The sequence below is a fragment of the Chryseobacterium lactis genome, assembly GCF_003815875.1.
GTDB lineage: Bacteria > Bacteroidota > Bacteroidia > Flavobacteriales > Weeksellaceae > Chryseobacterium > Chryseobacterium lactis.
Genome location: NZ_CP033924.1, coordinates 4,275,823 through 4,302,086 on the forward strand (window position 1 = coordinate 4,275,823; position 26,264 = coordinate 4,302,086).

22 protein-coding genes are annotated in these 26,264 nt (G+C 36.1%); 12 read left to right on the forward strand and 10 right to left on the reverse strand.

The features are described 5' to 3' along the window. Positions 1-280: 280 nt before the first annotated feature. The 3 genes from rpsF to rplI all read left to right on the forward strand — a co-directional run bounded on the left by rpsF (position 281) and on the right by rplI (position 1,575). On the forward strand, positions 281-622 hold the full coding sequence (gene rpsF / locus EG342_RS19025; RefSeq protein ID WP_068943529.1) for a 30S ribosomal protein S6: 342 nt from the start codon (positions 281-283) through the stop codon (positions 620-622). 33 nt (positions 623-655) lie between these two features. After that, positions 656-958: a 30S ribosomal protein S18 gene (gene rpsR, locus EG342_RS19030; RefSeq protein ID WP_034706728.1), complete on the forward strand. Its 303-nt coding sequence runs from the start codon at positions 656-658 to the stop codon at positions 956-958. A gap of 110 nt (positions 959-1,068) precedes the next feature. Further along, complete coding sequence (gene rplI, locus EG342_RS19035) at positions 1,069-1,575, forward strand: 50S ribosomal protein L9 (RefSeq protein ID WP_103292232.1); 507 nt, start codon at positions 1,069-1,071, stop codon at positions 1,573-1,575. A gap of 315 nt (positions 1,576-1,890) precedes the next feature. Here the strand turns inward: rplI and EG342_RS19040 are convergent, their stop codons facing one another. Beyond that, positions 1,891-2,793, reverse strand: coding sequence for a helix-turn-helix domain-containing protein (locus EG342_RS19040; RefSeq protein WP_246008662.1), 903 nt, complete (start codon positions 2,791-2,793; stop codon positions 1,891-1,893). A 37-nt stretch (positions 2,794-2,830) separates the two neighbouring features. Here EG342_RS19040 and EG342_RS19045 point away from each other — a divergent pair, with 37 nt between their 5' ends. The 4 genes from EG342_RS19045 to EG342_RS19060 all read left to right on the forward strand — a co-directional run bounded on the left by EG342_RS19045 (position 2,831) and on the right by EG342_RS19060 (position 8,700). Then, positions 2,831-4,165 carry a TolC family protein gene (locus EG342_RS19045; RefSeq protein WP_246008663.1) on the forward strand — a complete coding sequence of 445 codons (1,335 nt, stop codon included), beginning with the start codon at positions 2,831-2,833 and terminating at the stop codon, positions 4,163-4,165. A gap of 5 nt (positions 4,166-4,170) precedes the next feature. Next, positions 4,171-5,217: an HlyD family secretion protein gene (locus tag EG342_RS19050; protein WP_103292230.1), complete on the forward strand. Its 1,047-nt coding sequence runs from the start codon at positions 4,171-4,173 to the stop codon at positions 5,215-5,217. Positions 5,218-5,532: 315 nt separating this feature from the next. Then, positions 5,533-7,095, forward strand: coding sequence for an MFS transporter (locus EG342_RS19055; protein WP_103292229.1), 1,563 nt, complete (start codon positions 5,533-5,535; stop codon positions 7,093-7,095). Between the two features lie 243 nt (positions 7,096-7,338). Beyond that, positions 7,339-8,700 (forward strand): aldehyde dehydrogenase, encoded by a 1,362-nt coding sequence (locus EG342_RS19060; RefSeq protein ID WP_103292656.1) that lies wholly within the window; start codon positions 7,339-7,341, stop codon positions 8,698-8,700. A gap of 217 nt (positions 8,701-8,917) precedes the next feature. Here EG342_RS19060 and EG342_RS19065 read toward each other — a convergent pair whose 3' ends face one another. Beyond that, positions 8,918-9,487, reverse strand: a complete 570-nt coding sequence (locus EG342_RS19065; protein ID WP_103292228.1) for a thioredoxin family protein — start codon at positions 9,485-9,487, stop codon at positions 8,918-8,920. Positions 9,488-9,567: 80 nt separating this feature from the next. Here EG342_RS19065 and EG342_RS19070 point away from each other — a divergent pair, with 80 nt between their 5' ends. The 3 genes from EG342_RS19070 (at position 9,568) to EG342_RS19080 (ending at position 12,134) form a co-directional block, all read left to right on the forward strand. Then, complete coding sequence (locus EG342_RS19070) at positions 9,568-10,458, forward strand: lysophospholipid acyltransferase family protein (protein ID WP_103292227.1); 891 nt, start codon at positions 9,568-9,570, stop codon at positions 10,456-10,458. Continuing rightward, a complete protein-coding gene (locus EG342_RS19075; protein WP_103292226.1) occupies positions 10,458-11,435 on the forward strand; it encodes a glycosyltransferase family 2 protein in 978 nt (325 codons plus the stop codon). Before EG342_RS19070 ends, EG342_RS19075 begins: the two co-directional genes overlap by 1 nt. A gap of 144 nt (positions 11,436-11,579) precedes the next feature. Next, complete coding sequence (locus tag EG342_RS19080) at positions 11,580-12,134, forward strand: 3'-5' exonuclease (RefSeq protein ID WP_103292225.1); 555 nt, start codon at positions 11,580-11,582, stop codon at positions 12,132-12,134. A 66-nt stretch (positions 12,135-12,200) separates the two neighbouring features. On the opposite strand, the gene apaG is transcribed toward EG342_RS19080, so the two are convergent. The 8 genes from apaG to glgB all read right to left on the reverse strand — a co-directional run bounded on the left by apaG (position 12,201) and on the right by glgB (position 23,384). Beyond that, the gene (gene apaG, locus EG342_RS19085) at positions 12,201-12,575 is read right to left on the reverse strand and encodes a Co2+/Mg2+ efflux protein ApaG (protein ID WP_246008664.1); all 375 of its coding nucleotides are present in this window, start codon (positions 12,573-12,575) and stop codon (positions 12,201-12,203) included. 97 nt (positions 12,576-12,672) lie between these two features. After that, on the reverse strand, positions 12,673-13,926 hold the full coding sequence (gene odhB / locus EG342_RS19090; protein WP_103292223.1) for a 2-oxoglutarate dehydrogenase complex dihydrolipoyllysine-residue succinyltransferase: 1,254 nt from the start codon (positions 13,924-13,926) through the stop codon (positions 12,673-12,675). A gap of 39 nt (positions 13,927-13,965) precedes the next feature. Beyond that, complete coding sequence (locus tag EG342_RS19095) at positions 13,966-16,779, reverse strand: 2-oxoglutarate dehydrogenase E1 component (protein WP_103292222.1); 2,814 nt, start codon at positions 16,777-16,779, stop codon at positions 13,966-13,968. Between the two features lie 125 nt (positions 16,780-16,904). After that, positions 16,905-17,945 carry an SRPBCC family protein gene (locus EG342_RS19100; protein ID WP_103292221.1) on the reverse strand — a complete coding sequence of 347 codons (1,041 nt, stop codon included), beginning with the start codon at positions 17,943-17,945 and terminating at the stop codon, positions 16,905-16,907. Between the two features lie 234 nt (positions 17,946-18,179). Further along, entirely contained in the window at positions 18,180-19,448 is a 1,269-nt protein-coding gene (locus EG342_RS19105) for a glucose-1-phosphate adenylyltransferase (protein WP_103292220.1), read from the reverse strand. Positions 19,449-19,464: 16 nt separating this feature from the next. Then, on the reverse strand, positions 19,465-19,971 hold the full coding sequence (locus EG342_RS19110) for a hypothetical protein (protein ID WP_103292219.1): 507 nt from the start codon (positions 19,969-19,971) through the stop codon (positions 19,465-19,467). 55 nt (positions 19,972-20,026) lie between these two features. Further along, entirely contained in the window at positions 20,027-21,433 is a 1,407-nt protein-coding gene (locus EG342_RS19115; protein WP_103292218.1) for a glycogen synthase, read from the reverse strand. A 4-nt stretch (positions 21,434-21,437) separates the two neighbouring features. Continuing rightward, positions 21,438-23,384, reverse strand: a complete 1,947-nt coding sequence (glgB, locus tag EG342_RS19120; RefSeq protein ID WP_185126905.1) for a 1,4-alpha-glucan branching protein GlgB — start codon at positions 23,382-23,384, stop codon at positions 21,438-21,440. 200 nt (positions 23,385-23,584) lie between these two features. Here glgB and EG342_RS19125 point away from each other — a divergent pair, with 200 nt between their 5' ends. Further along, entirely contained in the window at positions 23,585-24,706 is a 1,122-nt protein-coding gene (locus EG342_RS19125) for an alpha/beta hydrolase-fold protein (RefSeq protein ID WP_103292216.1), read from the forward strand. Between the two features lie 62 nt (positions 24,707-24,768). Then, positions 24,769-26,184, forward strand: coding sequence for a leucyl aminopeptidase family protein (locus tag EG342_RS19130; protein ID WP_103292215.1), 1,416 nt, complete (start codon positions 24,769-24,771; stop codon positions 26,182-26,184). Positions 26,185-26,264: the final 80 nt, after the last annotated feature.

A 26,264-nucleotide genomic window follows, 5' to 3' on the forward strand; every position in this document is an offset into this window, starting at 1 on the left:
TAAATGAGAAATAGAAGTCTATTTTTAAAACCCTGTAAATCAGCATTAATAAAATCGCCGTTTTTCAAAAAAGTCAATGATAATAAGCATTTACACTAGTTCAATATTTATTATTCTTGGTTTAAATATCTTGTAGTTCAATACCACTATTCCATATTAATAACAGACAACTTTTAATCTACAGCATTTAACCCTTAACTATTCCACAGAAACTATTGCATATTACAAATATATTCTCTAATTTTGCACCTCGAAATAATTAACAAATTCATTTAACATTATGAACAATTACGAAACTGTTTTCATTTTAACTCCCGTTCTATCTGAGTCACAGGTAGAGGAAGCAGTGAACAAGTATGTAGATCTTATCAAAGAAAAGAACTGCGAAATCGTTGCTAAAGAAAACTGGGGATTAAAAAAATTAGCTTACCCAATCCAATTGAAAAAGAATGGGTTCTATACTTTAATCGAATTTAAAGGAGAAGGTTCTGTAGTAGCTGACTTAGAATTAGCATTCAAGCGTGACGAGAGAGTAATCCGTTACCTTACTACAAAACTTGACAAGCATGCTATTGAGTACGCTGTAACAAGAAGAGCTAAAGTAAAAGCAGCTAAAGCTTAATTAATTAACCCTATTTTTTAAAAAAGACAAGACATGGCAATAGATGAAATGGCTAAACAAGCCTCAGCTGGAGGAGAATCAGAAGTAAAATTCCTTACTCCACTTGATATCAATACAAAATCTGAAAAGAAATATTGTAGATTCAAAAAATACGGAATTAAGCACGTTGATTACAAAGATGCTGATTTCTTATTACAGTTTGTAAACGAGCAAGGTAAAATCTTACCAAGAAGATACACTGGAACTTCTTTAAAATACCAAAGAAAAGTTTCTGCTGCTATCAAAAGAGCAAGACACCTTTCTTTACTACCTTACGTAGCTGACTTATTGAAATAAGACAAAAAATAAATAAAAGAAGAGAGCAATCTCTTCTTTTGTTGCTGAATAAATAATTAATTCTAACTTGATTTTAGACCACTCTAAAATCTTAAAAAAGGACAACAACAATGGATATCATCCTAAAACAAGACGTAGAAAACTTAGGACTTGAGTTTGATACAGTAAGCGTAAAGCCAGGTTATGCTAGAAACTTCTTACTTCCTCAGGGAATTGCACTTTTAGCTACACCTAAAAACAAAGCTGCTCTTGAAGCTACTTTGGAAGCTAGAAAAGAAGAAGAAGCTAAATTAATCTCTGCTGCTAACGCTGTAGTAGATCAATTAAAGAAAACTTCTATTACTATTCCTGCAAAAGTAGGTTCTGGTGATAAATTATTCGGATCTATCAACAATGCAGATCTTTCTGCTGCTCTTGCTAAAGCTGGAGTTTCTGTAGAGAAGAAATACATCAAAATTCCAGGGAACACTATTAAGAGAACTGGTAGAGTAACTGCAAACATCAGATTACACAGAAACGTTGAGTACAATTTCGAATTCGATATCGTATCTGACGCTCCAGTTGTAGCTGCTGCACCTGCTGCGAAAAAAGAAGAAGCTAAATCTGAAGAAGCTTAATAAGCAACTGAGATTTTCTCACCATACAAAAGAACCACTTCAATTTAATTTGAGGTGGTTTTTTTGTGATTTTATACGAAGTACTGCTACTGCCCAGACTACCCCGTCTTTTTGCTTTGCAAAAAGCCACCCCTTCAGAGAAGCGGAATATAGAGTGTTTTAATAAATCTTTGTCTAAAGTTGCTCTTTGGCTTATATAACTAATTTATACTACTGGCAACATCGTCATAACGACATTATAGATCATATAACCCACAACTTGAAACATTCACCACACTCTCTCCTACTCTAAAACTCTCAAACACTCCACCCTAACTACCTGTCACCTCTCAATTTCTGCTGATATTCCGTAGGAGCGACTCCGATTACTTTTTTGAAAATATTACTAAAGGAGGATAAGCTATTGTAGCCTACCATCATTGCTATTTCGTACATATTGTACTTTCCTTCCAACATCAATTCAAGTGAGCGGGTAATCCTTAAAGCACGCAGAAAACGAACGTAATTCATCCCTAAAGTCTCCTTAAACTTCCTCGACAGGGTTCTGGTACTCATTCCAAATTCTTTGGCCGTAGACTCAATGGTAAGCGGCTTATCCAGATTCTCATGGATGTATCTGGCTATTTTTAATAAAGTTTCATCTTTTGGAAAGGGATGCTGAACAGGAAAAGGGAGTTTTTTATCTATTTTTTCCGGTAAAATGCCTTTTAAAGCTTTAAGAAAGTAATATTTAGAACCATCATTTTTTGTGATTTTTCCATTCCATTCTTTTGTATATAAAATCATTTCTCTCAGCAAATCATTAACTGAATAAATATTAATTTCATCAAAAAAGCCATTTTCATTTTCTTCTTTTTTAAAATAAAAATTATATAAATTCACTTTCGGACTGGTAGAAAAAAGATAATGAGGCGTTCCGGCAGGAATCCACATAAAATATCTTGCCGGAAGATACCAGTGTTTAAGATCTGTAAAAACATGCACAATTCCACCCTCCGCATAGACCAGCTGGGCAGAACTGTGATAATGAATTTCTGTAGTTATATTTCCTGTAAGCACGTGGTGTATATAAAATTCAGCATCATCTTCTTCCACGGCTTTAAAATGACTATTATCCATGGAATAAAGATAAGAAGAATTTTTAAATTGGCGTAAATGAGCAAATCTTTTTCTGGTTTCACAAATCATGTCGGATACTAGTCGCCGTACCTTTGCCATATCGAAATCATTTTAGCAAAAATCCTTTAATTAATTTATGAATATGATATTTAACGCATGCAGATATCTGTGCATCGCGTTGTGCTTATTATTGAGCAACCTTTTATACACACAGATGATTGATTACCGACATCTAGGCCTGCAAGAAGCTGTTGAAATCGGATTAAAAAACAACAAAAACATTCAGATAAGTCATCTGAAGCAAGAAATGTCGGTCACCAGAGAGAAAGATCTCAAAATGGAAAAACTTCCGGACATTGAGTTTCATACAAGCTACATGCAGGTGACCAATCTTTACCAACATCAGGACGGTGTATTCAACAAAGCTACAAAGTACAATGCCATTAATGCAATGTATGATTTTACCCTATCAGCCTCTATTCCTGTATACATGGGTGGTAAAATTAAGAATACAGAAAAAAAAGCAGCGATTGACACTGAAATTTCAACTTTAAGAACACATCTTGACGAAAGACAATTGAAAATGGAGATCATTACTGCCTTTCTGCAGATTCATCATTTAAAAGAACAACAGAACCTGATCAACGACAAAATGAAAGAAGATTCTGTCAATATCAAACAGGTTAAAACTTTAAAAGCAAATGGTGTAGTGACCGTTAATGAAGTATTGAGAACCTCATTACAACTTTCCAACCACAAAATGAGCTGGACGGAACTGGATAATGATATACAAATTGCCGAACATAAGCTGAAAACCATTCTCTCACTTCCGGAAAATCAGGAAATGCATACGAATACAGAAGATCTGATTTCTGATAAAGTAGCCATTCCTTATATTGAAGAGTTGACAGAAACAGCTTTAAACAAAAACGAATCCGTCGGGATGACTCACAAAAACTTATCCTTAAAAGAACTGGATCAGAAAATCACCAAAGCGAATTATCTACCGAAGATTACCGCAGGTGGAGAATATTTTTTAAAGTACCCGAATATGATGTTTTTTCCGCCTGAGCCTTATGCATATCGCCTGGGAATGATCGGGATGAACCTTACCTATCCTATCGAAAATCTGTACAAAAACAAGTACAAAATGCAGGAAGCTAAAGAAAATATTAATCTTGCTAAGCTGCAGATCGAAGAAAATGAAGAGAAAATCAGACACAACGTCTTTGAAGCCTATAAAAAGTTTGAAGAAACCGATCAGAAAGTAAAAATTGCTGAGGAAGCTATCGATCAGGCTAAAGAAAACTACAGGATCGTAAGAACAAAATATGCCAATAAACTAAGTCTGATTACCGAGCTCATCGATGCAGACAACACCTATCTGGAAGCAGAATCCAATCTTATTTCCGTAAAAATTAACAGACAACTAAAATATTATCAACTCCAATATACGATTGGAAACTTATAAAAACTATGGCACAGAAACAACTGACACAAAAGGAAAAAAGAATCAACAAGACGATTACTTTACTGGCCTGGATCCTTATTATCAGCGGCGTCACAGGAATGATAAGTTTTTATCTTTTCTCAAGAAAAAATGTAACGACGAATGATGCACAGATTGAGCAGTATATAACACCCGTATCAAGCAAGATTTCAGGCTTTATCAAAACAATAAGATTTAATGAAAATCAGTTTGTTCATGAAGGTGACACTTTAATCGTCATAGACAACAGAGAATTTGTTAATCAGGTTCATATGGCAGAGGCTAGTCTTCACGCCAACACTGAAAATATTACGACTATTCAAAGTAGTGTCAATACGAAAGAAAGTGATACTAAAATTATAGATGCAAAAATGGCATCTGCCAAAATTGATATCTGGAGAACTGAGCAGGATTATAAAAGATACAAAAATCTGCTGGCAGAAGATGCTGCCACAGAACAGGATTTTGAAAATGTAAAAGCGTCTTACGAACAGTCAAAAGCCAATCTTTTAGCACTGGAACAACAAAAGAACGCTGTAAGAGCCGGAGCCAATGAACAGCAAACTAAGGTTGCCCCTGCTAAAAGCCAGATCCAGCAAAGCTCTGCCAGTCTGAATAATGCTAAACTTTTCCTGTCATACACAGTTATCACAGCACCTTACGACGGATGGGTAGGCAAAAAGACCATTCAGGAAGGTCAGTTGATCAAAGAAGGTCAGGCCTTGGTACAAATGGTAAGCAAAGAAAAGTGGATCATTGCCAACTACAAAGAAACACAACTGGGACAAATTGATCAGAAACAAGAAGTAACGATTACTGCCGATGCTTATCCCGGTATTGAATTCAAAGGAAAGATTCTTTCCATTTCGCCAGCTTCAGGATCGCAGTTTTCTCTGGTAAAGCCTGATAATGCGACAGGAAACTTCGTAAAAATCGAGCAAAGATTTCCTGTTAAAATAATACTTGATCATAATAAAGACAATGAAAAGCTGCTTTCCGGAATGAATGTTCTGGTGAGCGCGAAGAAGATATAGGTTTGGTGGTGTTTGAGAGTATTAGAGTATTAGAGTACTAGAGTACTAGAGTACTAGAGTACTAGAGTACTAGAGTACAAAAATATGTGGTCTACTACTATTTTTAAATCAACTCATTTTCAAATCTTTAAATTAAAATTAGATTTTTTTTCCTGCGAAAAGGCAAAACTGCAAAATAGCGAATCTGCGAATTTTTTCTTACAGCATATTTGCCATTTTACCTTTTTACACCTTTGCCCTTTTGTCTTTTCGCATTTTTTCTTAAGGTGAAACCAATTGCTTTCTTAGCATTTTTAGCCGCTTTATTATTAATCTATGCAACACAATACAGTTTATCATAAATGGTTACCGCAATGGTTGAAACTGCCATTACTCATCCTGGCATTATTTCCACATATCATGTTGTTATCATTGCTTCACTCCAATAGTGCCTTTACTTCTTCCTTTATGGATGTAGACTCAGACGATATTCAATATCTGATGATGCTGATGTATGGGACGTTTGTAGTAACACTTTTGGTTTTACAGCGATTTATGTCCTATTTCAGTGTGAAATATTATGTTCTGCTGATGTCTTCCGTTTCTGTGATTCTTCTTTACATCTTATCCGTTACCAATGACTATCATGTTATTTTGGTCATCCGGTTTTTAGAGGGATTCTTCGGATTGCTGGAAGGAGCAATCTTTCTGCCTTTAATTATAGCTGAATTAAAGACCAGACATGCAAAAGTCATTGCTTATCTTTTCATGTATGCGCTTATGCTTACAGGAGGAACGGTGACTACAACTTTGCTAAAATCAAGCATTCAGGATTATGACTATCAACACATGATCCTGATGATGGCTTATTTCCATGTTTTTGTTTTGATCCTGGGCTTCGTCATTTTCAATAAAAATCGTTTCTTTCCAAAAAAGCCGTTATATCAAATGGATATTACAAGCTGGTTTCTGCTTTGGGCATGCCTTCAATCCGGAGCCTATGCCATTGTTTATGGAAAGAGACTGATGTGGCTTGAATCTGATACTGTGGTTATTTGCCTATTAATCTTTCTGCTTTCCGGAGGTTTATTTATGTTGAAACAAAGAAGCTCCAAACGGCCTTTATTTCACTTTGAAGTTTTCAACTCAAAAAATGTAATTGTAGGAATGATTTTATTTTTCATCTTCTATCTTATTCGTTCAGGGTTAAATAATGTCTACAGCATTATGGCTACAGTCTGGAAGTGGCCATGGGATTATATCGTCAATATTCAGTACTGGAACGTTGCAGGTACACTTATTGGTGTTTTTTTATCAGGAATCTGCTTGGTTCGTGGTGTTTCATCCAGGATTGTATTTTTCACAGGATTCCTTTTATTGGCAGTAGATTGTGCATGGTTTACCTATACCTTTTATCCGGATACAACACTTTCTACCATCTGTCCTCCGCTATTCTTACAGGGGGTGGCACAGGGCTTATTATTTACACCTTTAGTTTTCTTTCTGATTTCAGGAATGCCCGAAAATTATGTAGCAAATGCCAGTGCTATGGGAACCACTACCCGATTCTGGGCCACCGCCATCGGGTATGCTTTAATGCAAAATCTGATGTTATTTTTAACATTAAAACATTCAGATGTATTAAGTTTTAACCTTACAGATACCAATCCGGTTTTCTATAGTCAATGGAATCAGCTGTTAGGAGCCAATATTTCAAAATTACCTGTTAACGAATCGTTATCGATGACTGCCGGTGCATTTAAAGCCAAAATAGCAGCGCAATCCATTTTACTTTCCAATATGGAAATTTTTACGGGATTATTCTGGCTCGCATTTATTACCGCTCTACTTTTATTACTTTACCATCCGGTAAAAATAGCAGTGAGAAATATTATGTAGTGATAAAAGAAAGAAGCCGGAAGCTGGAGATAGGAAGTTATTGAAGTCTTAGATAACAAGTAAAACTCGTTTTAATTAATATTTAATTCAAGGTAATAGTTTTCTTAAAATAATCACCAGTATTCCTACGACAAAAAGAAACATCCAGTTTCACACTCCCACCTTCCAACTCTTATGACTTTGGCCGATTTCTTGTTGCTTCATCAATCATTAGATTTTACGTTAAAAAACAAAAGCTTACGTATGGAAATTGGAAAAATTTTACAGAGTCAGAGAGACTTTTTCAAGACCCAGCAAACCAAGAGTCTTGCCTTTCGGAAAATGTATCTTGAAAAACTCAGAAACCTCATTATCTCTCATGAAAGCCTTTTGTATGAAGCCATCGACAAAGATTTTGGAAAGTCCAGATTTGATACATTTACCACAGAAATATCTTTTGTTCTCAAGGATATTGATTATTATTTAAAAAACTTAAAAACCCTTTCAAAGCCTAAAAAAGTAAGTACCAATCTTGCGAATCAACTGGGAAATAGTAAAATCTACTCCGATCCGCTGGGTTGTATTTTGGTGATCGGTGCATGGAACTATCCTTATCAACTTTCACTCTCACCCATTATTGCTGCTATGGCTGCAGGAAATTGTTGTATTCTTAAGCCCAGTGAAATTGCCGAAAATACAATGAAAGCAATGTCAAAAATTATTAACGAAAACTTTCCACCGGAATATCTGTATGTATATGAAGGAGGAGTTGATGAGACTACAGCGCTTTTACAATTGAAGTTTGATAAAATATTTTTTACAGGAAGTACCAAAGTCGGAAAAATTGTATATAAAGCAGCCGCAGAGCATCTGACTCCCGTTGTTCTTGAATTAGGTGGAAAATCTCCTGCCATTGTTACCAAAGAAGCCAACCTTGAAATTGCAGCTAAACGAATTGTTTGGGGCAAATTTCTCAATGCCGGGCAAACCTGCGTGGCTCCTGATTATTTACTGATTGAAGAAACTATTCAGGAACAATTTCTGGAGACAGTCAGAAAATACATTAAAGAATTCAAATATGAAACGGATTCAGAGCAATATACGAGGATTATTAATGTTAAAAATTTTCATCGCCTTACCAACCTTATTGATCAGGAAAAAATCTATTTTGGGGGAAATTTTAATGAAGAAAAATTATACATAGAGCCTACTATTCTCAACAATATTGACTGGAATGATCCCGTGATGGAAGAAGAAATCTTTGGTCCTATTCTACCGGTCATCAGTTTTAATAATTTCAATATGGCGGTCAATACCGTTTTGGAGCAGGAAAAGCCTTTGGCAGCCTATCTTTTTAGCAATAATTCAGAGGAAAAAGAAATCTTTACAAGAAAACTATCTTTCGGAGGCGGGTGTATTAACGATTGCGTGATGCATTTGAGTAATGATCACTTACCATTTGGAGGCGTCGGAAGTTCAGGGATCGGAAGTTATCATGGAAAATATGGTTTTGAAACATTCTCACACCAAAAATCTGTTCTTGAAAAAACGACCTGGGGCGAACCTAATATCAAGTATCCACCGTATTCTGAGAAAAAATTAAGCTGGATTAAAAAGCTTTTGTAATTCTTATTTCAAACAAAAATATCAAAAATTTTGTCACAAATAAACGCTAATAAAATAAAGAACTATTGATTTACATGAATGCTTTATTAACTTGAGATAAAAAAAGAACCACAGAATACATTAATTTTCACCTGTATTTTGTAAAAAAATCTGTGAAAATCCGCGTACTCTGTGGTTAAGCTTTAAAAAAATTGTATTAAAAAATACAATTTTTATTTTATCCTTTAGGAGTCCAGGTATTAAAGAACTCTTTTACCTTTTCTTTGCTATACCCTTTTCCTTCCTCTAAGACATCACTTTGCTGAACTTTGATCATTTTACCATTTTTATCCAAAATAATAAAAACAGGATATCCAAACTTATCACCCGGATTATCATATTGAGCAAAAACTTTCTCATTCTTATTATCCGGAGAGAAATTCAGATGATAATATAAATAATTCTTATCTACAATTTGCTTCAGTTCAGGAGTTTTCTGAACAAACTCGTTGAAACGAAGACACCAGATACACCAGTTTCCACCGGCCTGAATCATAATGTTCTTCCCCTCTTTCTTAGCCTGAGCAACTAATTTATTAATATCTGCCTGAGCATCTGCCTTTGGATCATAAGGTTTTGGAAGCTTGGCTTTTTCTTCAGCCGCTTTCTTCTTCGCGTCCAATTCAGCTTGTCCTGTAGGTACAATTAGTGCGGTTTTTTGCTTTCCTTTATCCGGTAAATTCTTTACATCTTGTGAAAAAGCGAAAAAACCCAAACCCAGGAAAGCTAATATTGTCATTTTTTTCATAACATAAAGGTAAAAAAATAATATTTATCCCTCTGCAAAAATAGAACCATAATTTTATTATCACTAAATTTGCCTGCTTTATGAATATCCTAATCAAAATATTATATTTCATCTCTAAACTTCCGCTTAAAGTATTGTATATTTTTTCGGACGTTATTTTCTTCCTAAACTATTATCTGGTAGGGTATAGAAAAAAAGTGATTACTCAAAATCTACGAAACTCCTTTCCTGAAAAATCAGAAGAAGAGATCAAAGAAATCAGAACAAAATTTTACCGCAATTTCTCCGACTATCTGGTAGAGACCATAAAGTCCTTCAGTATTTCTGAAACAGAAGCCAGAGTACGGATGCAGCACATCAATCAGGATGTATTTCATGACATTCAAAAAGAAGGTAAAAATATCATTCTGCTTGCCGGACATGTTTTTAACTGGGAATGGATTAATGCTTTGGCCAAAATTGTTCCTCAGAAGCATTGCCATCCTGTTTACAGAAAGGTTAATAGTGACTTCTGGGAAAATCAGATGAAAAAAGTCCGTAATAAATTCGGAAATGAAGCGTTGGAAGCCAATGAAGTCATCAGAAATATTTTCAGAACTAAAAATGACGGAAGTTCTATTTATATGTTTGTTGCTGACCAGACGCCCCACTTTTCAAATGTCACTTATGGACTGGAGTTCCTGAATCAGAGAACACCGGCTTTTATAGGATACGATAAACTCGCAACCCGCATGGATCTTGCTTTTATCTACTGTGAAATGAAGAAAGTGAAACGTGGTTACTATCAGGTCAATTATTACAGAATATATCCGGATAACGAAAAGTTTACAGAAAACGAGGTAGTAAGGAAATTCCATAAATTACTTGAGAATACCTTACGCAAACGTCCGGACAATTACCTTTGGTCACACAGAAAATGGAAATATCAGGATTCGATCAAAACATTTGATTCTGAAAAAAAAGAGTTGTAATGCAGAAAAAACTGGCTGTTGCCATCTTAAATTGGAATGGGAAAAACTGGCTTGAGAAGTTTCTTCCAAGTGTCGTTCAATTTTCTCAGAATGCAGATATTTATGTCATTGATAATCTTTCTACGGATGATTCCATAGCATTTGTAAGTACCCATTTTCCAACCGTAAAGATTGTTAAGAATGATAAAAACTACGGATTTGCAGGCGGATATAATGAAGGTTTAAAAGAGATTAACAATGAATTCTATTGCCTTCTTAATTCGGATGTAGAAGTTACCGAAAACTGGACAAAACCTGTATTGGAATTATTTGAAAAGAATACATCCATTTCCGCTATTCAACCTAAAGTTTTATCCTATCATCATAAAACCCATTTTGAATTTGCTGGAGCGGCCGGAGGATTGATTGATAATCTTGGTTACCCTTACTGCAGAGGAAGAGTTTTTGATGATGTGGAAGAAGATAAAGGCCAGTATGATGATGAAACTGAAATCTTCTGGGCTTCAGGATGTTGTTTTTTCATCCGGTCAAAAGATTTTTGGGATCAGAAAGGTTTTGATGAAAGGTTTTTTGCCCATCAGGAAGAAATTGATCTTTGCTGGCGACTGATTAATTCAGGAAAAAAGATCTTTTATACCGGACAATCTACGATATATCATGTTGGTGGTGGAACTTTAAACAAACAAAGCGCACAAAAAACATATTTAAACATCAGAAATAACCTTTCAATGATGCTTAAAAACCTTCCTTTTCCTAGATTAATCTGGTTGATTTTTTTCAGACTTTGCCTGGATGGAATTGCCGGAATTTATTTTGGATTAAAAAATGGATTCCCTCATCTTTGGGCAGTTGTAAGAGCACATTTTGGCTTTTACGGACAGGCTGCCGGAACATGGAAGCTTCGCCAAAAACATCAAAAAGAGGATTTTTATCAGTCAAAATGGTTGATTTTTAAACACTTTTTAGGTGGAAAGTAAAAGGTAGAAGGGATAGGTTGGAGATGATAGGGATTAGAGGAAGGCTACAGCTTTTTTTATTCATAACTTAAAACCATAAACTTTAAACCTGAAACATTAAACTAAAAAACCAGCAACCAGCAACTAATTAACAACTCTAAAACAATGGATTTCTGCGCAATAGATTTTGAAACGGCAACTCACGAGAAAAATTCAGCTTGTGAGATGGGAATTTGTATTGTCCAGGATTCTAAGATTGTGGAGACCAAAACATGGTTAATCAAGCCACCTAGCTATCCTTATTTCAACAAATTTAATATTGCCGTACACGGAATACAGCCTGAAGAAGTGAAAGACGCTCCTACTTTTGATGAGATCTGGTATGAAGCTCAGGATATGATGTATGGAAGTTTAATGATTGCTCACAATGCAGGTTTCGATGCTTCTGTCTTAAGAGGATGTCTACAGCATTATGGAATGTTTACTCCCAATCTCAATTATCTCTGCAGTATCCAGCTTGCCAAAAAATCATGGAATTATCTCCCAAAATATGGACTAAAACCTCTGGCAGAGTATCATAAAATCGACTTCAACCACCATAGAGCTGGTGCTGACGCTGAAGTTTGTGCAAAAATATCGTTGTTGGCTTTTGAGAAGCTCTTCCTCACCAGTAATGACGAGGTAAATGAATATATGAAAGCAAAAATCAAAAAGCTTTAGTAACAGACTAATGAACCCGGGTTCATCGTCTGTAATTATCTTCATCTTTTCTTGAGAGAAAAATCATCAGTTACTTAAAACTTCTGAAAGCAAATTAAATTTCGGGATATCAATCTCAAAAGTTTCCTGCGTTTCTAAGTTTTTAACCAGGTATTTTCCGCTCATATTTCCTACTCCGGAACGAAGCATTACATTAGAGAAGTAAGCGAAATTTTCGCCTGTTCCTATTTCAGGTGTCAGACCGATTACGCCGTCTCCTATAATCTCTGTGTATCCAAATCCTACGTCAAAGATCAGCCATTTTCTTTTCAATACTTTTATAGGAAAACCTCCATCGTTTTCTATTGTAATATTGTATTTGAAAACATAACGGTTTTCGGATGGATAACTGTTTTTACTATCATATTCAGGTATTACTGAAACTTTGATATTAGAAGTCATTTTTGAAAACATCATTTTTGTATTTCCTTAGCGAATACAAAAATCTCGCCTTTTTTAAGGCGAGATTATATATTTACATTATAATTTTATTAAAAACTTATAATCCAAGGCCTTTTCTTTCGTCGCCTCCCAATAATATTTCAACCGGGTTATCGATACCTTCTTTTACCGCAACAAGGAATCCTACAGATTCTTTACCGTCGATAATTCTGTGGTCATAAGACATTGCTACATACATCATTGGTCTGATTACCACCTGTCCGTCAACAGCAACCGGTCTCTGGATAATGTTGTGCATTCCAAGGATTGCAGATTGTGGAGGGTTGATGATTGGAGTAGACATCATAGATCCGAATGTACCACCGTTGGTAATTGTGAAAGTACCACCAGTCATTTCATCAACCGTAATTTTACCGTCTCTTACTTTAATAGCAAGATCCTTGATGTTTGCTTCAACAGCGCTGAAAGACATGTTTTCTGCATTTCTCAATACAGGAACCATTAATCCTTTAGGACCTGAAACTGCAATTGAAATATCGCAGAAATCATAGTTTATTTTGAAATCTCCATCGATCGATGCATTTACATCAGGATACATTTGCAATGCTCTTGTAACCGCTTTTGTAAAGAAAGACATGAAACCAAGTCCTACTCCGTGTTTCTGAGCGAATTCTTCTTTATATTGCTTTCTTAATCTGAAGATCTCAGACATGTCCACTTCGTTGAAAGTAGTTAACATCGCTGTTTCGTTCTTCACAGAAACTAATCTTTGAGCGATTTTTCTTCTTAAAACTGAAAGTTTAGTTGTCGTAGTAGTTCTCGCCCCTGTAGCTGTAAGAGGGCTTCCTCCTAAAGCAGGAACAGCCGCTAATTCAGCATCAGTTTTAGTGATTCTTCCGTCTCTTCCTGTTCCTGAAACCTGTACAGCATCTACTCCTTTTTCGTCAAGAATTTTCTTAGCAGCCGGAGATGGAGCTCCTGTTGCATACGTTTGAGGAGCAGCAACTGGTGCAGCCGGTTTCGGAGCTTCTTGTTTAGCAGGTTCAGCAGCTTTTGGAGCTTCTTCCTGTTTTGGAGCTTCAGCAGCAGGTGCAGCACCTTCTGGTTTAGCAGCGTCCATATCAATTAAACAAACTACCTGACCTACTTGTACCACATCACCTTCTTCTGCTTTTAAAGTGATGATACCACTTTGTTCTGCCGGCAATTCAAGAGTCGCTTTGTCTGAGTCTACTTCAGCGATTGGTTGATCTTTTTCTACATAATCACCATCTTTTACAAGCCAAGTTGCAATTTCAACTTCTGTAATGGATTCGCCCGGTGAAGGAACTTTCATTTCTAAAACTGACATATGAGTATTTTTTTATTTTTTAATGGATTATTATTTTAATTAAGCTGTAACTGGTCTTTTTGCAGGAGCATCATCTCTATCGAAAACTCTGTTGATCACTGCATTTTGGTTTTTCTCAAACATTTTGTGGCTACCTGGAGCCGGAGCACCGCTTGGTACCGGAGCAACCACCTGGATTCCTGTATCTCTGAAGTTTCTTAAGATATAAGACCATGCTCCCATGTTTTCAGGTTCTTCCTGAGCCCAAACCAATTGTTTTTTATTTTCGTATTTGTTGAAGATCGCTTCGATAGCATCTGCCTGAAGCGGATACAACTGTTCAAATCTTACTAATGCGATGTTTTCACAGTTTAATTCTTCTTTTTTCGCTAATAATTCGAAATATAATTTACCTGAACAAAGAACTAATTTTTCTACTTTTTTAGGATCTGCTGTAGGATCATCCAAGATTGGCTGGAATGAACCTGTTGCAAAATCTTCAAGTGGAGAAACTACTTTCGGATGTCTTAATAAAGATTTAGGACTCATCACGATCAATGGCTTTCTGAATGCCCATTTCAACTGTCTTCTTAATAAGTGGAAGTAGTTGGCAGGTGAAGTGATGTTTGCTACCACCATATTTTCATTTGCACAAAGAGTAAGGAATCTCTCCAATCTTGCTGAAGAGTGCTCAGCACCCTGTCCTTCTGAACCGTGAGGCAATAACATTACCAATCCGTTCTGAAGTTTCCATTTTTCTTCTGCAGCAGCTAAGTATTGGTCAACAATAATCTGAGCACCGTTCACGAAATCACCGAACTGAGCTTCCCAGATCGTTAAGGTATTTGGAGATGCCATTGCATATCCGTAATCGAAACCTAAAACACCATATTCTGAAAGGTGAGAGTTGAATACATCAAATCTGCTTTCTGAAACGTGTCTTAACGGGATATATTCTTCTTCTGTATCTTCTGTTTTTACTACAGCATGTCTGTGAGAGAATGTACCTCTCTCCACATCTTCTCCGGAGATTCTTACATTATGACCTTCTACCAAAAGTGTAGCATAGGCTAACCACTCTCCTAACGCCCAATCTAATGAATCACCTTCAATAGCTTTGATACGGTTTTCGAACAGTCTTGTGATCTTGTTAAGGAATTTTTTATCAGCAGGAAGCGTAGACATTTTAAGTGCTAATTCTTTCAATTTAGCTAAGTCATATTGAGTATCAACCGGGGATTGAACAGCTCCTCTTTTTCCAATCGGATAGTTTGTCCAATCATCGGCCATAAACAAATCCATTACGTTTTTCTCAATTTCCTTGGAAGCATCAAAGTCTTTATCTAAAAGTGCTTTGAATTCCGTTTCCATTTTAGCAATTACATCATTTGAAGTAATACTATCCTTAAGTAATTTTTCTTTATAAATTTCTCTTGGATTCGGATGCTTTGAAATTGTTTTATATAGATTAGGCTGAGTAAATCTTGGTTCATCACCTTCGTTGTGACCATATTTTCTATAGCCTAAAAGGTCGATATACACGTCTTTTCCAAATTTCGCTCTGAAATCAGCAGCAAAGTGAATGGCGTGAACAACAGCTTCAGCATCGTCAGCATTAACATGCATTACAGGAGATTCTGTAACTTTTGCAATGTCTGTACAGTATGTTGAAGATCTCGCGTCCATGTAGTTGGTTGTAAATGAAACCTGGTTATTGACAACGATATGAACTGTACCTCCTGTTCTATAGCCTTCCAAAGTCATCATCTGAGCTACTTCGTAAGCAATACCTTGCCCTGCAATAGCACCATCACCATGAATGATGATTGGTAATACTTTAGAATAGTCTTTGTATTTATCATCTACTTTTGCACGGCAGATACCTTCTACCAAGGCAGCTACAGTTTCAAGGTGAGACGGGTTAGGTGTAAGGTTGATGCTTACTTCTTCTCCTGAAGCAGTTTTGATCTTTTTAGATGATCCTAAGTGATATTTAACGTCACCAGAGAATACATCTTCTTCAAATTCCTTCCCTTCAAATTCTGAGAAAATCTGCTTGTAAGATTTACCGAAAATATTTGTAAGTACATTTAATCTCCCTCTGTGAGCCATTCCCAGAACAACTTCATCTACTCCTAATTGAGAAGATCTTGAGATCAACTGATCTAAAGCCGGGATTAATGTTTCACCTCCTTCTAATGAGAATCTTTTTTGCCCTACAAATTTTGTGTGAAGATAATTTTCAAAAGCTACCGCCTGATTTAATTTTAATAAGATTTCTGTTTTTTCATTTGCAGAAAGGCTTGGGTGGTTTTCGTTTACCTGTAGCCATTTCTTGATGAAATCTTTTTCTTCGACATTGTTGATGTATGTATATTCTACTCCGATAGAATCACAGTAGATATTTTCCAAATGCGTGATCAGGTCTGCCAATGTAGCAGGCTCTTTCATTCCTGTTTCAACAGCGCAGTTGAATTTTGTATTTAAATCTTCTTTAGAAAGACCGAAATTTTCGATATCTAAAGTCGGTGTGTAATGTCTTCTTTCTCTTACCGGGTTTGTCTTTGTAAACAAGTGCCCTCTTGTTCTGTACGCTTCAATAAGGTTAACTACCTTAAATTCTTTTTTGATGTGCTCAGGAACCTCTCCGTTTGATACTGCCTGAGAGATCTGCTGTACTGCCGGAGCAGCGTTGGCCGAAGCCTGAATAAACTGGATGTTATCGTCATCTCCATAGTTCTCCAAAGCAAAATCGAAGCCTTGAAAGAAAGCTTTCCATGATGGTTCTAGAGAGTCCGGGAATTTTAAGTACTGTTGGTATAAATCCTCAATTAACTGAGAATGAGCTGCGTTTAGGAATGAAAATCTGTCCATTATTACAGTTTATCTATTTATTAAAATTTATTTGTAGAATTAATCTTCAAATTTAATAAAAAAAACCGAGTTAGAACAGTCTCAAACCGTTAAAAAAAGTTAGGAAAAATTTAATTTTTAAAAAATTACTTAAACACTGATAATGAGAGCTTAACATTCACAGATTCTCCTTCCATCGGACGTTCGATAAAGGTTTGACGGATATCTCCGAAGCGCATTTCGTCTTTTTTGGCTTTTTGGATGAGTTGTTGGATCGCCTTAATTCGTCCCTCGTAGCTTCCTTTGTAGTAAATCACGTAATTTTCGGTCGGATTTATGGTTCTAAAATTAAAATTATTATCCGTTACTCCAATTTTCTTGGAAAGTGGAATTCCGAGAAAGTATGACACCTCTTTGTCTTTGTAATTATCCGCATCAGTAATCAAAACAGGATACCCGAATTCATCATCTTTTTTGCCCAGATCCATCGATACGAAATTATAGATTTTGTTATAATTCATCACGATATTTTTATAAAGGGCATCTTTTTTATTTGATGTACTTACATTGATTCCCAAAATCAGTTTATCTTCTTCTTTTTCCACCATCAGGCTGTCATATTTTATGGCTGCCATCTGGTTGTCTTTTTCCACTTTATTTCCTAAAACATTCTTTAGATTGACCATACTTTTGGTGATATTTTCAGCAAAACGGTCTTCTGTCCAGAAATTTTCTACCCTTCTCCAAACCGAAAGCCTTGGAGTATGCACATACCATATAATTTTGGTTTTTTCTGCTGAAACGGGCTTAAATTTAACATCAACCAGCGTGGGGTTGGCGTTTTCATCTTCAAAAAGCTGATATTTTAAAGTCTTATTAGGGTTTTCATACCTGATGAACATTTCACCATCGGTATCATTTTTAGGATCAACATAACTGATGGCACTTCCCTGCCCTTCATAAGGCATATAATAATCTATATCGATAGATTGTGAACTTGAAAAAAAGTTATTCCACCTTGTAAAATTCTGAAGATTATTAAATTGAGAAAACACCTTATCCACAGGGTAATCAATCTCTTTTTCAATCGTAAAATTTTTGCTTTCGTCCACAAAATAATACATGGAAGCAGCATAAGCTCCACCCAACAGAATTATGATAACCGTTAATATCTTAAAAATACGCATCGCACAAAAGTAATACAAATAAAAAAAGTGACCAATATGCTGATCACTCTAGTTTTATGTTTAACAATAATTAACCTATAAACAGGATGAAAGTTGGGTGATAGAAGCTGGAAGTCACTGCTATTCCGATGACTACCACCGGTTCTTTGATTGAATGATTATTTGTCAAAAAATAATTAATAAACTAAACTCTAATCATTCTTCGACTTCAATAGCTTCCGGCTTCCTTACTTATTATCCTATATGCGTTCCCGCAGGCAACACTGCTCCTTTCTTCACTACTACGATTCCGTCTTGTACGGAATGAGTTCCGTAATCACCGTCAGGAAGTTGTTTTCCACCAATGATTTTCACGTTATCACCGATATAACAGTTTTTGTCAAGGATAGCTTTTTCTATATAGCAGTATTTTCCGATTCCCATATTCGGGCGACCGGCTCTGTCGTTTAGTACAATTTCGGTGGTATTTTGATAAAAATCGGCACCCATCACATAGGAATTGACGATGGTACTCCCTTTATCAATTCTCGTTCTGTTTCCAATAACTGAATTTTCAATTTTATCTGCCATGATGATACATCCGTCTCCAAAAACGGCTTTGCTTACGTAAGAACCGTTGATTTTAGAAGGTGGAAGCATCCTTGCTCTGGTATAGATAGGTGACGATGAAAAAAGATTAAACTGAGGCAGATCAAGACAAAGATCCAGGTTGGCCTCGTAGAATGATTCTATGGTTCCGATATCTGTCCAATATCCTTCATACTGATAGCTTAAAGTCTTATATTTTCCTATCGAACTAGGGATGATATCCTTTCCGAAATCATCACCGGCTCCTTCTTCAAACATCTTTTTAAGGATAGTCCTGGTGAAGATGTATATTCCCATCGAAGCCAGGAATTCTTTCCCTTTATGTTTATTTTCTTCTGAAACTTCAGATTTCAGGCCTTCCAGCATATCATAATCCGGCTTTTCGTAAAAAGAGGTAATATTTCCCTCATCATCAGATTTTAAGATCCCAAAGCCTGTTGCATCTTTAGCATTTACAGGAATGGTAGCTATGGTAAGATCTCCTCCATTATCAATATGAAAGTCCAGCATTTCTCTGAAATCCATTTGGTAAAGCTGATCTCCGGAAAGGATTAAAATATAATCATAATCATATTTCTCAAGATGCTTCATCGACTGTCGTACGGCATCTGCTGTTCCCTGGTACCAGCTTTCATTTTCTACGTTCTGTTCGGCAGCCAGAATATCCACAAAACCTTTACTGAAGATATCAAAGTGATAAGAATTCTTGATATGTGAGTTCAAAGATGCTGAGTTAAACTGAGTCAGAACCAGAATTTTATTCAATCCCGAGTTCAAGCAGTTTGAAATAGGAATATCTACCAATCTGTATTTTCCTGCGATAGGCACTGCCGGTTTTGATCTTGTATAAGTTAATGGGAATAATCTTGTGCCTCTGCCTCCTCCCAATACAATAGAGATTACATTTCGGTTCATAAGTATATTGCGTTTTTTATTTTATTATGTTTACGGTTCTGTTAATGAGATCTACATTGACTGTACAGCAGTCTATTTTCTTATTGTCCTGAGTAAAGCCATATACTTTCACTTCATATGTTGAGTTATTCAGCGGTTTTACATCTTTATCAACTCCATCAATTTCTATGTTGCATTTTTCAAGCTGTGTCCTGAAAGTTTTGTTGGTAATTAAAACATCCATTATATCAACCTTTTTCATGGCTACATTCTGGAGATCATCTTCATATTTTACCTTCCAGTCCTTACCATATTTCTTTTCAATCGCAGCATATGTTTTTTTATTTTGACGATCTATTTTAATCATTTCTTTTTCCTCCACATCACATCCGGCAGCTTCTATGTGCTTTATTTTCCATTTTTCTGAAATCATTTCCATGAGTTCAAGTCTACTTGTGTTTGGATAACCATAATACAAAATTGTATAATAAGAAGTATCCTGAAATTTATTATTTTCTTTTAAATAATCAGTAGTATTTTTCATTTTACAGGAAACAACATTAATCACCAATATAAAAAAAAGAAAACTCCTTATCATATCAGTGATTATATAAAGCTATGTATTTTTCAGCAGATTTCTCCCATGCAAAATCAAAATTCATATTGGCATAGATAAGGTCTTTCATTGCTCCTTTCTGATTATAAATCGCGATGGCTCTGTTCATGGCATGAACAATATCATCTACTCCCGGATAGGTAAAATTCAATCCTGCTCCTCCGGTTGAAATATCTTCTACAGTATCCCTGAGTCCCCCGGTAAATCTCACCACAGGAACAGTACCATATCTCATAGAATACATCTGATTCAATCCGCAGGGCTCTACTCTCGATGGCATTAAAAGAAAGTCTGCAGATGCATAGATTTTATGTGAAAGATGTTCTTTATAGCCCAGATCCAATGCAAAATTGGTGTAAGTATAATCATATTCTTTCAGTTTATTCTCAATGTATGAATTTCCTGAACCCAGGATCATGATATTTAAAGCACCATAACTCTGCTTAATACTTTTCCAGACCACATCCGGCAAAAGATCAGCTCCTTTTTCCGTAGCAAATCTTCCTATAAAAGCAAATAACGGAAGTTCCGGTTTTAAACCATATTCTTTACAAAGTTTTTCTTTGTTCTTTTTCTTTTGGGCAACGGCATTTTTAATATTAAAATTAAAATCCAGCATCGGATCTGTCTCGGGATTCCAAACTTCGGTATCAATACCGTTGATAATTCCGTACGCTTTTCCGAATTCCTGCCGTACCAGACTTTCCAGTCCGCGGAAACTTATAAAAAGTTCTTCAAGATAGCCTTCTGACACAGTGGTAAAGGCATCAGCACATTTAATCATACTTGCCAGAGGATTGATAAACCCGTTCCAGTCCAATAATCCCCATTTATAAGCATCAAAAGAAGGTAAATAATTCGCCATATTCCAGCTCATCATTCCCTGATATTCTCCGTTATGGATGGTTCCTATCGTTTTCACTCCTTTCAGAAATTCAAATTCCGGACAGTGTGCTACCATAAAAGGTACCAACCCGGTATGATAATCATGACAATGTAAAACATCCGGTCGGATTTCCATAGCTGTCAGCCAATGTAATATCCCTTGCTGAAAAGCCAAAAACTGAAAACTTTCATCCTGATACCCGTATGGATTGTCACGATCAAGCAGTCCGGGAATTTTCACCATGAACAATTCAAAGCCCAGCGTGTTCGTTTTTTCTTTGAAAACCTGAATCTGCAGCATATTCGATCCCTGGTGAATAAATCCGTCAAAAACGATATCAAATTCATGCTCATAGACAAACGGTTTATTATACCACGGCATTACCACCTTGGCATCTATTCCTTTTATTTTATTCTGATATTTGGGCAATGCTCCCACAACATCTGCCAGGCCACCTACTTTTGCTATCGGATAACATTCTGTACTTAAATGATAAATAACCATCCTCTTATCTTCTGTGTTTAATTCTGTGTAATTTATACTTTTTATCTTTCTTCTGTCTTAAAATAATTCCTGCCAACGGAGGTAATTTTAACGTTATTGACTTCTGATGTTCCATCCAGTCTTCGTATTTTTCATCCAGTATTTCAGATTCCACTCCACTGCCACCGTACTGCTCATCATCGGAATTAAAAATAACTTCCCAATGCGTTCCTGTAGGGATGCCAATTTTATAATCCATTACTTTTGGAGCCAGATTCAAAACAATCATTAAAACATCATCCCTTCTTTTTCCTTTCCTTGCATATACATAGACTGAGTTTTCAAGATCATCTGCTTCCACCCATTCAAAACCGCTTTTATCAAACTGATTTTCATACAGAGCAGTTTCAGTCGTATACATATGATTCAGTTCTTTTACAAGCTGCTGTAATCCTTTATGAACGGGATATTTCAGCAGGTGCCAATCTAAACTTTGAGTAAAATTCCATTCACTGGTCTGTCCGAATTCATCTCCCATGAAAAGCAATTTGGCACCGGGATGGGTAAACATATAGACATACAAGGTACGAAGATTGGCGAACTTTTGCCATTCATCACCCTTCATTTTATAAATTAAACTTGCTTTACCATGTACAACTTCGTCGTGTGACAAAGGCATCATATAATTTTCATTATACATATACATGGAAGCAAACGTCAGTTTATGATGATGAAATTTTCTATTGGCAAAATCTTCTTTAAAATAATCCAGTGTGTCATGCATCCATCCCATCATCCATTTCATTCCAAAACCTACCCCTCCGTCATGAACAGGTTTCGTAAGCATCGGAAAATCTGAGCTCTCCTCGGCTATCGTTATAATACTGTTTCCAAATTCTTTGTATACAGCTGTATTAAATTCCTGTAAAAAGGCCTTGGCCTCAAGATTTACGTTTTCACCATATATATTAGGCTCCCACTCTCCTTCATTCCTGGAATAATCCAGATGAAGCATTGATGTTACCGCATCTACCCGCAATCCGTCAGCATGATAACGGTCGAGCCAGAACATGGCATTGGAAATAAGGAAAGACTTCACTTCATTCCTTCCATAATTAAAGATATGCGATTTCCAATCCGGATGAAATCCCTTTCTCGGATCTTCGTGCTCATACAGGTGTGAACCGTCAAAAAGATAAAGTCCGTTAGCATCTCCCGGAAAGTGCGAAGGCACCCAGTCGAGCAGGACTCCAATATTATTTTTATGCAGCTCATCAATCAAATACATCAAATCCTGTGGAGCACCAAAACGTGAAGTCGCTGCATAAAAGCCTGTAATCTGATATCCCCAGCTGGGATCGTAAGGATATTCCATAATGGGCATGAATTCTACATGAGTAAAGCCCATTTCTTTTACATAAGGAACCAGTTTTGTTGCAATATCCCGGTAATTTAGAAACTTATCTGGATTTTTGTCGTCTCTTACCCAGGAACCAAGATGTAATTCGTACACTGAAATAGGGGCTTCCAGACTATTTTTTTGCCATCGGCTTTCCATCCAATCCTGATCATTCCATTCATACCAGGTAGTTGAAACCAATGATGCTGCCTGGATATTCTGCTCCCAGCTTAGTGCATAAGGATCACTTTTTTCCAGGATTTCACCTCTTGCAGTCTCGACAGCATATTTATATAATGTTCCCCAGGGCAGTTCTTCCACAAATCCTTCCCAGATTCCTGATCCATCCCATCTTGGGAACAGAATATGATCTTTATGATTCCAGTTATTAAAATTTCCAATCACGGAAACCTTTCTGGCATTGGGTGCCCAGACTGAAAAATATACTCCTTTCTTTCCATCTTTCTCTACAGAATGTGCTCCAAATTTACCATATAGCTTATAATGCCTTCCTTCTTTAAAAAGGTAGACATCTTGATCAGTGAAAAGCGTATAGGTTTTAACAGAATTCATCAAGATCAGATTGTATTTATATTTTCCCTGAAACTACGAAAAATACTGACAACAGCGGTTAATTATTCATCAAATAATTAACAAGTTAGTTTTCTTCTTTCGTCTATCTATCAAATATATCAATTTTTAAATCACTTTTTTATCATCTCAAAAACAATCTTTTTTATAAATTTAGCCATCTAATATATTAAACACTTAGGATGAGATTTGAACTTTATACCGAAGAAAAAGACGACAGACCGGTATTTATCACCGGAAATTTTAACAACTGGAACCCAAAAGATTACAACTATCAGCTAGTACAAACGGATTCTTGCAATTATTATATTGAAATTAAAGACGAGCCTCTTCCTGATGATATTGAGTATAAATTCACCAAAGGAGGTTGGGAAAATGTAGAATTGGATCAATATGGAAACATCACTCCTAACCGAAAAATTAAAAAGGCTGCCGGAAAATCTTCCGATATTGTTGAAAAATGGAGGCTGAACTGGGGACCTTTTAAGAAAGAATTCTTTCCAATTGCAGAAGTAATTTCTGAAGAATTTTATATTCCACAGCTTGACCGACATCGTAAAGTCTGGGCTGTACTTCCCTATGATTATCATACTTCTGAAAAAAGTTATCCTGTTCTATATTTACAGGATGCACAGAATCTTTTTAATGAAGGAAGTGATTTCGGAAACTGGGAAATAGATAAAAAGCTATCTATCCTCGCAGAATATGGGCGGGGTGATGTAATCGTCATTGCCATAGAACATGGAAGTCAGAATAGAATTAAGGAATATATTTTCGACAATGATAATATTGCGAACGGTTCAGAAGGAAAAAAATATATCCGTTTTATTACAGACACTTTAAAGCCTTTTGTGGATGAAAATTACCGCACCAAAAAAGATCGTGACAACACTGGAATCGGAGGAAGTTCCCTGGGAGCTCTTATCAGCATATATAGTGGATTTCTTTATCCTGAAGTCTACTCTAAATTGTTGATTTTTTCTCCTTCTCTCTGGGTTGAACCAAATAATAATTTCCCAATGATGAACTTCCGGGTTCCTTTTAAAACAAAAATTTATTTATATGGCGGTGGGCAGGAAGGATCCAAAATGGTGAAAAGGATCCGTATTTTTGAAGAGTATTTAAAAAGATGGGAAAAAAAGAATCTTTTTGATTTTGAATTCAGAACCAGTATCAATCCTGAAGGGACACACAGCGAATTTTACTGGTCACAGGAGTTCCCGAGAGCCATTGAATGGCTGTTTTATGATAATACAGAAAACCCTGTCGAAGTAAAACCACAACAACAAAGCATTAAGAACTAAAAAGTATGAAGTCGTCAGATAAAACCGACCGATGGCTTACAACTTGGAAAAATATATTTACTATGAAATTAATCAATAAAAAAAACAAAAATTACACTCAGGTTTTCCATGTATTCACAGAAGAAGAATGGACGAAATCAAATAAAAATTTTAACAAAAACATCGCTACCTTTTTTACAGGCAAGAAACATGAAGTCTTCATCAATGCCCATGAAGAAGGAATCACTTACTTTATTGGCCTTGGAAAATCGACTTTACAATCTTTCGAAATACAACAGGTTGCCGTAAAGTTTTCGCAAAGTCAAAAGGAAAAATTACAAGCTGTTCCAACTTTGATGCTTGCAGATTTTATGAATGAAAAACAGTTTGAAGAATTCGTAAAAGGGCTTTTAATCGGAACATACAATTATCCTTTTGAAAAAACACATCCTTTCTGGAATACTAAGTTTGAGCTTCATTTCGAGAATTTAAGTCAGAAAAAATTAGATCATATTGGTCAGAAAGCTGAAGCATTAAGTAACGGACAGATTGCCTGTCAGGAATGGTTGAATAAACCTGCCAATCTTAAAAGGCCGGATACTTTCAGTTTATACCTTAAAACCCTGGCCAAAAAGCATGAATTAAAATACACGGTTTTTAACAGGAAGAAATGCGAGGAACTAGGTTTGGGAGCTTATCTTTCAGTGAATCAGGGAAGCGCCTATGATGCAGCATTTACTATTTTAGAATATAAAACCACTGTTAAAAATGCCAAAACTTTCGGTCTGGTCGGAAAATGTGTCTTGTTTGACACCGGAGGAATTTCCATCAAAAATTCAGCTAATCTCCATTATATGAAATCCGATATGGGCGGCGCTACAACTGTTCTGGGAACATTGATCTATGCTGCTGAAATGGAACTTCCAGTTAATATTGTAGCAGTTCTTCCTATCACCGACAATGCCGTTTCGGAAAAAGCATTGCTTCCAAGTGATGTTATCACCGCTTACAACGGAAAAACCATTGAGGTTATAGATACTGACGCAGAAGGAAGATTGATCCTTGCTGACGGACTGTCTTATCTTTCCAAAAATTATAAAACAGATTTCATGATCGATCTGGCTACATTAACGGGAAGTTCAGTACGAATGTTCGGGGATACCTGCGGAGCCATGTTTTCCAATAATGAAGAATTGAAAAATCTATTGATAAAAACAGGGGATCAGACCAACCAACGGCTATGGAATCTTCCCTTGTGGGATGTTTGGAATAATGACATTCAATCTGATGTAGCAGACCTTAAAAACATCTCCCTGAAACCTGTCGGAGACTGTATTATTGCCGCCAAATTTTTAGAGCAATTCATTGAAAATCACCCTAAGTGGGCGCATTTGGACATAGCCGGTGTCGCCTTCGGAAATGTAGGATATGCTAAAGAAAAAGCAGCAACTGGTTTTGGGGTTCAATTGCTCGCGGATTTAATTGAAAATTATCATTAAAAATTAGTTTATTACAAAAATTCTCTGTATACTTGATTAGTGATTTTTCAAAAGCGCATCATATTCATAGTTTTGATAAT

Coding starts and splice junctions, on each gene's coding strand:
- rpsF (WP_068943529.1), top strand. CDS start 281: ATGAACAATTACGAAACTGTTTTCATTTTAACTCCCGTTCTATCTGAG.
- rpsR (WP_034706728.1), top strand. CDS start 656: ATGGCAATAGATGAAATGGCTAAACAAGCCTCAGCTGGAGGAGAATCA.
- rplI (WP_103292232.1), top strand. CDS start 1,069: ATGGATATCATCCTAAAACAAGACGTAGAAAACTTAGGACTTGAGTTT.
- EG342_RS19040 (WP_246008662.1), bottom strand. CDS start 2,793: ATGGCAAAGGTACGGCGACTAGTATCCGACATGATTTGTGAAACCAGA.
- EG342_RS19045 (WP_246008663.1), top strand. CDS start 2,831: ATGAATATGATATTTAACGCATGCAGATATCTGTGCATCGCGTTGTGC.
- EG342_RS19050 (WP_103292230.1), top strand. CDS start 4,171: ATGGCACAGAAACAACTGACACAAAAGGAAAAAAGAATCAACAAGACG.
- EG342_RS19055 (WP_103292229.1), top strand. CDS start 5,533: ATGCAACACAATACAGTTTATCATAAATGGTTACCGCAATGGTTGAAA.
- EG342_RS19060 (WP_103292656.1), top strand. CDS start 7,339: ATGGAAATTGGAAAAATTTTACAGAGTCAGAGAGACTTTTTCAAGACC.
- EG342_RS19065 (WP_103292228.1), bottom strand. CDS start 9,487: ATGAAAAAAATGACAATATTAGCTTTCCTGGGTTTGGGTTTTTTCGCT.
- EG342_RS19070 (WP_103292227.1), top strand. CDS start 9,568: ATGAATATCCTAATCAAAATATTATATTTCATCTCTAAACTTCCGCTT.
- EG342_RS19075 (WP_103292226.1), top strand. CDS start 10,458: ATGCAGAAAAAACTGGCTGTTGCCATCTTAAATTGGAATGGGAAAAAC.
- EG342_RS19080 (WP_103292225.1), top strand. CDS start 11,580: ATGGATTTCTGCGCAATAGATTTTGAAACGGCAACTCACGAGAAAAAT.
- apaG (WP_246008664.1), bottom strand. CDS start 12,575: ATGACTTCTAATATCAAAGTTTCAGTAATACCTGAATATGATAGTAAA.
- odhB (WP_103292223.1), bottom strand. CDS start 13,926: ATGTCAGTTTTAGAAATGAAAGTTCCTTCACCGGGCGAATCCATTACA.
- EG342_RS19095 (WP_103292222.1), bottom strand. CDS start 16,779: ATGGACAGATTTTCATTCCTAAACGCAGCTCATTCTCAGTTAATTGAG.
- EG342_RS19100 (WP_103292221.1), bottom strand. CDS start 17,945: ATGCGTATTTTTAAGATATTAACGGTTATCATAATTCTGTTGGGTGGA.
- EG342_RS19105 (WP_103292220.1), bottom strand. CDS start 19,448: ATGAACCGAAATGTAATCTCTATTGTATTGGGAGGAGGCAGAGGCACA.
- EG342_RS19110 (WP_103292219.1), bottom strand. CDS start 19,971: ATGAAAAATACTACTGATTATTTAAAAGAAAATAATAAATTTCAGGAT.
- EG342_RS19115 (WP_103292218.1), bottom strand. CDS start 21,433: ATGGTTATTTATCATTTAAGTACAGAATGTTATCCGATAGCAAAAGTA.
- glgB (WP_185126905.1), bottom strand. CDS start 23,384: ATGAATTCTGTTAAAACCTATACGCTTTTCACTGATCAAGATGTCTAC.
- EG342_RS19125 (WP_103292216.1), top strand. CDS start 23,585: ATGAGATTTGAACTTTATACCGAAGAAAAAGACGACAGACCGGTATTT.
- EG342_RS19130 (WP_103292215.1), top strand. CDS start 24,769: ATGAAATTAATCAATAAAAAAAACAAAAATTACACTCAGGTTTTCCAT.